This window comes from Hydrogenophaga sp. 70-12 (assembly GCF_001897365.1).
Lineage (GTDB): Bacteria > Pseudomonadota > Gammaproteobacteria > Burkholderiales > Burkholderiaceae_C > Hydrogenophaga > Hydrogenophaga borbori.
The window spans coordinates 1-5,894 of record NZ_MKSS01000386.1 but is presented as its reverse complement, the minus strand read 5'-3'; the positions used below and the strand labels follow the sequence as shown (position 1 = coordinate 5,894).

General features: G+C 72.5%; 6 protein-coding genes and 1 pseudogene. 2 read left to right on the top strand and 5 right to left on the bottom strand.

The window, feature by feature from the left end; translation table 11 throughout:
* The coding region (locus tag BGO22_RS19925; protein WP_286852265.1) for a 7-cyano-7-deazaguanine synthase at nucleotides 1–214 on the top strand (214 nt) is incomplete at its 5' end.
* A gap of 9 nt (nucleotides 215–223) precedes the next feature.
* Here the strand turns inward: BGO22_RS19925 and BGO22_RS19920 are convergent.
* Nucleotides 224–1,090, bottom strand: a complete 867-nt coding sequence (locus tag BGO22_RS19920; protein ID WP_070401018.1) for a transcriptional regulator GcvA — start codon at nucleotides 1,088–1,090, stop codon at nucleotides 224–226.
* Between the two features lie 96 nt (nucleotides 1,091–1,186).
* On the opposite strand from BGO22_RS19920, the gene bla reads away from it, so the two are divergent.
* The gene (gene bla, locus BGO22_RS19915) at nucleotides 1,187–2,065 is read left to right on the top strand and encodes a class A beta-lactamase (protein ID WP_286852264.1); all 879 of its coding nucleotides are present in this window, start codon (nucleotides 1,187–1,189) and stop codon (nucleotides 2,063–2,065) included.
* Nucleotides 2,066–2,074: 9 nt separating this feature from the next.
* Here the strand turns inward: bla and BGO22_RS19910 are convergent, their stop codons facing one another.
* The 4 genes and pseudogenes from BGO22_RS19910 to BGO22_RS19895 form a co-directional block, all read right to left on the bottom strand.
* Nucleotides 2,075–3,853, bottom strand: a complete 1,779-nt coding sequence (locus BGO22_RS19910) for an ABC transporter ATP-binding protein/permease (protein ID WP_286852263.1) — start codon at nucleotides 3,851–3,853, stop codon at nucleotides 2,075–2,077.
* Nucleotides 3,850–4,755 (bottom strand): D-hexose-6-phosphate mutarotase, encoded by a 906-nt coding sequence (locus tag BGO22_RS19905; RefSeq protein WP_286852262.1) that lies wholly within the window; start codon nucleotides 4,753–4,755, stop codon nucleotides 3,850–3,852. Before BGO22_RS19905 ends, BGO22_RS19910 begins: the two co-directional genes overlap by 4 nt.
* Before the next feature lie 10 nt (nucleotides 4,756–4,765).
* Nucleotides 4,766–5,662 carry a 5'-nucleotidase gene (locus tag BGO22_RS19900; RefSeq protein ID WP_070401022.1) on the bottom strand — a complete coding sequence of 299 codons (897 nt, stop codon included), beginning with the start codon at nucleotides 5,660–5,662 and terminating at the stop codon, nucleotides 4,766–4,768.
* Between the two features lie 90 nt (nucleotides 5,663–5,752).
* Nucleotides 5,753–5,894, bottom strand: a pseudogene (locus BGO22_RS19895) (type II secretion system inner membrane protein GspF); the annotation flags it as partial.

Sequence of the window (5,894 nt, the reverse complement as noted above, 5' to 3'; positions counted from 1 at the left end):
TAAGGCCGGCACCTGGCGCCTGGCGCGCGAGCTGGGCGGCGAGGCCCTGGTGGACCTGATCGTGGAGCACACCCACACCTGCTACCAGGGCGACCGCGAACACCGCCACGCCTGGGGCTGGGGCTGCGGGCAGTGCCCCGCCTGCGAGCTGCGCGAGCGGGGCTGGCAGGCCTACCGCATGTCCCTCGCGCCCGGCGCGCGCGCCGCGGGCTGAGGGCCGGTGTCAGCCGGCCTCGCCCAGCCGCTCTTCCAGCCAGCGCCGCAGCGCCTGCACGGCCGGTGAGGCGCGGCGCCGGGCCAGGCGGGTGAACCAGTAGCGGCCCACCGCCACCTCCACGTCGAACAGCCGCACCAGCCGGCCGGCCTGCAGGTCGCGGCTGAACAGGCGCAGCGGCAGCAGGGCCACGCCCGCGCCTTGCGCCGCCGCGTCGGCCAGCAGCAGCGAGGAATCGAACTGCGGCCCCGTGAGCAGGGGCGCGCGCACGCCCGCCGCCTCGAACCAGGCGGGCCACTCGTCGCCGCGGTAGGAGCGCAGCAGGGTTTCGCGGCCCAGGTCGGCCGGGCCGCGGATGCGGTGCGCCAGCGCGGGCGAGCAGACCGGCGCCAGCGGGGCGTCGAGCAGGGGCACGGCCTCGCACCCGGGCCACTGGCCGTCGCCGAAGCGGATGGCCGCGTCCAGGCCCTCGGCCGCCAGGTCCACGCGGTTGTTGTGGGTGAACAGGCGCAGTTCGATCAGCGGGTGGCGGGCCTGGAAGTCGCGCAGGCGCGGCAGCAGCCAGCCCACCGCGAAGGTGCCCACCACGCCGATGGACAGCACCTCGCGCCGCTGGCGCGTCTGCAGGCTGGCGAGCGTGGCCGACAGGCGCTCGAAGGCCTCGCTGAGCACCGGCAGCAGGGCCTGTCCCTCGTCGGTGAGCGCCAGGCCGCGCGGCAGGCGGCGGAACAGGCGGCGGCCCAGGCGGTCCTCGAGCTTGCGCACGTGCTGGCTCACCGCGGTCTGGGTCAGGTGCAGTTCCTCGGCGGCGCGCGTGAAGCTGAGGTGGCGCGCCGAGACCTCGAAGGCGCGCAGGGCATTGAGCGGAAGGTCCATGGTCGATAGAAGTTTTTCTTTGGGCTGGGGCAGATTATTTCCGTTTGAACGGCGCGGGCGGCGTCCCTAGCATTCGCGCTTTCCACAGGAGAAACCATGATCCATCGACGACAACTGCTCGGCTTCGCCGCCACCGCTCCCGCCATGACGGCGCTTCTGATGCCCCAGTTTGCCTGGGGTCAGGAGGGCACGGACGCCCTCGACGCCGCGGCACGCGCGCTGGAGGCGAAGTCCCGTGGCCGCCTGGGCGTGCACATCCTCGACACGGCCGACGGACGCGAATGGGGCCACCGCAGCGACGAGCGCTTCCTCATGCTCAGCACCTTCAAGACGCTGGCGGCGGCGCTGGTGCTGCGGCGCACCGACCAGGGCAAGGCGCCGCTGTCCAAGCGCGTGCGCTACCGCCAGCGCGATCTGGTGCAGTGGTCGCCGGTGACGGAAAAGCACGTGGGCGGCCGGGGCCTGAGCCTGGCCCAACTGTGCGAGGCCACCATCACCACCAGCGACAACACCGCGGCCAACCTGATCCTGCGCGAGGTGGGCGGCCCGTCCGCCCTGACGGCGTTCCTGCGCGGCATCGGTGACCCGGTGACACGGCTGGACCGCATGGAGCCGGAACTCAACGAGCCCTCGCCCGGGGAGGACCTGGACACCACCACACCGCGCGCGATGGCGCGCACCCTGCGCACGCTGTTGCTCGGCGACGCGCTGTCGCCGGCCTCGCGCGAGCAGCTGGCGGCCTGGCTCAAGGCCAACACCACGGGCGACCGCCGCCTGCGCGCGGGTGTGCCGCCGAGCTGGGGCATCGGCGAGAAGACCGGTACCGCGGGCGAGAGCGCGAACGACGCCGGCATCGTCTGGCCGCCGGGGCGGGCGCCCTTGCTGGTGAGCGCCTACCTGGCCGACAGCCCGGCGGGCGCGGCGGCGCGCGAGCAGGCCCTGGCCGGCGTGGGCCGGCTGCTGGCGGCCTGGTGAGGCCGCGCTTCAGCCGGTGGCGACCCGGTAGCGCGGACCGTCCGCGGCGCCGGGCTGGAGCACCCAGCGCCGCGCGTGCCAGTCCGCCACGCCGGGCCGGTGCGCGATCGACACCAGGGCACCGTTCTGCGCGCGCACCAGGGCCTGCAGGCGCTCGTAGATGGTGGCCTCGGCGGCCTCGTCGAGCGCGCTGGTGGCCTCGTCGACGAACAGCCAGCGCGGCTTCTTGAGCAGGGCGCGCGCAATGGCCAGGCGCTGCTGCTCGCCGCCCGAGAGCTTCTGGCCCCAGGCGTCGGGGTCGTCGAGCCGCGCCACCAGGTCGGGCAGCAGCGCCTCGCGCAGCGCGGCCTGCAGTTCCTCGTCGCCATAGCGCGCGGCGGGCTCGGGGTAGGCCAGGGCGTCGCGCAGGCGGCCGTTGGGGAAGTAGGGCCGCTGCGGCAGGAACATGGCGCGCGCGTCGAAGTCGGCCGGCAGGCGCAGGCGGCGTGTCGCCCAGGGCCAGATGCCCGCCAGGCCGCGGAACAGCGTGGACTTGCCGCTGCCCGAGGGCCCCTGGACCAGCACCGAATCGCCGGGCGCGATGCGCGCGCCGTGCACCGCCAGCAGCGCCGCGCCGCCGGGCAGGGCGAGGTCCATGGCGTCGAGCGCGATCGCGTCCTCGGCGTTGGTCTCGCTGGCGGTGGCGGGGTCGCCGGCCTGCAGCGCGGCGAAGCTCTCATCGAAGCTGGTGATGCGGTCGGTGGTGGCGCGCCAGGCGGCGATCTGGTCGTAGTTGTCGACGAACCAGGACAGCGCGCCCTGCACGCGGTCGAAGGCCGAGGCGATCTGCATCAGTTCGCCGAGCTGGATGGCGCCGCTGAAGAATCGCGGCGCCGCCACGATGAAGGGGAACACCGTGGCGGCCTGGCCGAAGCCGTTGGTGAACCAGACCAGGCGCTTCTGCGTGCGGATGAGCCGCAGGTAGTTGCCCAGCACGTCGGCGAAGCGCAGGCCGAGTTGGCGGCGCTCCACGCCTTCTCCCTTGTCGAGCGCGATGGACTCGCTGTACTCGCGCACGCGCACCAGGTGGTGGCGGAAGTCGGCCTCGAAGCGCTGCTGCTTGAAGTTGAGCGCGATCTGAGGGCGGCCGATGTAGTGGGCGAGCACGCTGCCGATGACGCAGTAGAGCACCGCCATCCAGACCATGAAGCCCGGGATGTCGACGTGCCGGCCCTGGAACGTGAAACCGAAGCTGCCCGACAGCGTCCACAGGATGCCGATGAAGCTCAGCAGCGTGACCACCGCGTTGAGCAGGCCCATGGACAGGCCCACGGTGTAGCTGGTGAAGAGGTTCATGTCCTCGGCGATGCGCTGGTCGGGGTTGTCGGGCGGCGCGTTGCCTTCGCGCGAGTAGCGCGCCAGCTCCATTTGGTAGAAGCGGTGGTTGGCGAGCCAGCGGTCCATGTAGTGCCGGGTCATCCACTCGCGCCAGCGCATCTGCAGCAGCTGCGTGAGGTAGAAGCGGTAGACCGCGATGATGATGAAGCTGAAGGCCAGGTAGGTGAAGCGGCCCAGTTCGCGCCAGAACACCGCGGCGTCCTTGTTCTGCAGCGCGTCGTAGAACACGCGGTTCCACTCGTTGAGCAGCACCAGCATGTAGACCGCGCCCAGGTTGAGCAGCACGATGGCCAGCAGCAGGCCGCGCGCCTTCCACTTGTCCTCGGAGTGGAGGTAGTAGGGCATGGACAGCCGCCAGGCCTTGCCGGCGAACTCGCGCAGGGCGCGCCACTTGCTGATCTTCTCGGTCATGGAAAAGCTCCGGCGGCCTGGGCCGCGATCTCGACGGTGAGGCGGTGTTGGCCGCCGGGCGGCAGCGCGATGCGCTCGTCGCCCGCGTTGGCGGTTTCGACGCAGACGAAGTGCTGGTGCGCGCCCGGGCCCAGGTCGGCCATGCCGGCGGCCAGTTCGGCGCCCGGGTTCCACACCACGGCGGTTCGGCTGCCCGCGCTGTGCAGCGTCAGGCGCTGGCCGCCGGCCGCGCCGAGCAGCTGCAGGCGATCGGGCACCCCTTGGTAGAGGCGGTCGAGCCGGCCGCTGAAGCGCAGGGCTTCCTGGGTGGCGCTGCCGGCCGGGGGCGCGCCGGGCACCTGGTCGATGAAGCCGCAGCCTTCCAGGCCCAGCACCTGCGCCGCGTCGAGGCGGTCCACCGCGAAGTAGCTGTGCAGGGCCTGGGTGAGGGTGAAGGCGCCGTCGCCGCTGTTGTGGGCGCTCAGGCTCAGGCGCAGCGTGGCGCCCACGCGGATGTCGAGCCGCAGCTCGAAGGCGTGCGGCCACAGGGCGCGCGTGGCCTCGTCGTCGCGCAGGACCAGCGCGAGCTCGGTGGCGCCATCGCTGCCGTCGCGGGCCCCGCGCAGGGACCAGCGGCGCAGGCGCGCGAAACCATGGGCGGGGCGGCCCAGGCCGTCGGGATCGGGCCCGAACCAGGGCCAGCAGAGCGGCACGCCGCCGCGGATGGCCTGGCCGGCCTCGAAGCGCGCGCGCGGGCTCAGGAACAGCCAGTCGGGCTGGCCGTGCGGCTGGAAGGACAGGACCTGCGCGCCCTGCAGCGAGACCGTGGCGCGGGCCAGCGGGTTGTCCACCCGCAGCAGGGGCAGGCCGCCCGGGCCGTCCACGGGCCTCAGGCTGGCGGTGGGGGCGGGGCGGTCGGGCACGGGCGCGGGCTCAGGGGTTTGAAATGCCCGAGGCCACGTGGCCCGCCGGCACGTGCTGCGCGGCGGATTCGATGTGGCCGGTCTGGTCGTCGAAGAAGAAGTCGGGTTCGAATTCGCGCAGGAACTCGCCCTTGGGCAGGCCGCCCAGGAACATGGCCTCGTCGACCTCGATGTTCCAGTTCATCAGCGTGCGGATGGCGCGCTCGTGCGCGGGCGCGCTGCGCGCGGTCACCAGCGCGGTGCGGATGCGCATGAGCGGTGTGCCCTCGCTCTGCAGGCGGTGCAGGGCTTCCAGCAGCGGTTTGAAGGGGCCTCCCTCCAGCGGCGTGCCGGCCTTGCTCGATTCGTGCGACTGGAAGGCCGAGAGGCCCTGCGACTGGTAGATGCGCTCGGCCTCGTCGGAGAACAGCACGGCGTCGCCGTCGAAGGCGATGCGCACCTCGGTCGGGTGGGCGTCGCTGGCGCGCACCGAGGTGGGGTAGACCTGCGCGGCGGGCACGCCGGCGTCCAGTGCGGCGCGCACGTCGGCCAGGTGGGCCGACAGGAAGAGGTTGGCGCGCAGCGGGCGCAGGTAGCGCCAGGGCGACTGGCCGCGCGTGAAGCTGCCGCGCTGGATGGGCAGGCCGTAGTGCTGGGCCGAGCGGAACACGCGCATGCCCGAAACCGGGTCGTTGCGCGAGAGGATCACCACCTCCACCCGCTGGGCGTGGGCGTCGTTGAAGGCGAGCAGCTTGTGCACCAGCGAGAAGGCCACGCCGGGCGCGGCGGGGGTGTCCAGCCGCTCCAGCTGCAGCCGCATGTAGGCTTTGTCGTCGCCCTGTTCGAAGAGGCGGTTCTCTTCTTCGAAATCGAACAGGGCGCGCGAGGAAATGGCGACGACGAGCTTGCCGTCCAGGGTGACTGCCATCAGACCACCCGCCGGGCCGCCCCAAGGGCGGTCTGCGCCCCCTTGGGGGGCAGCGGATACACGAAGTGAGGAGCGTGGGGGCTCATGGTTTCAGGTGACGAGCTGATTGAGCTGAATGATCGGCAGCAGCACTGCCAGCACGATGAGCATGACGACCAGGCCCATGCCCACGATGAGCAGGGGCTCCAGCACCGTGGCCAGGGACATGGCGCGGCGCTGCACCTCGGCGCCG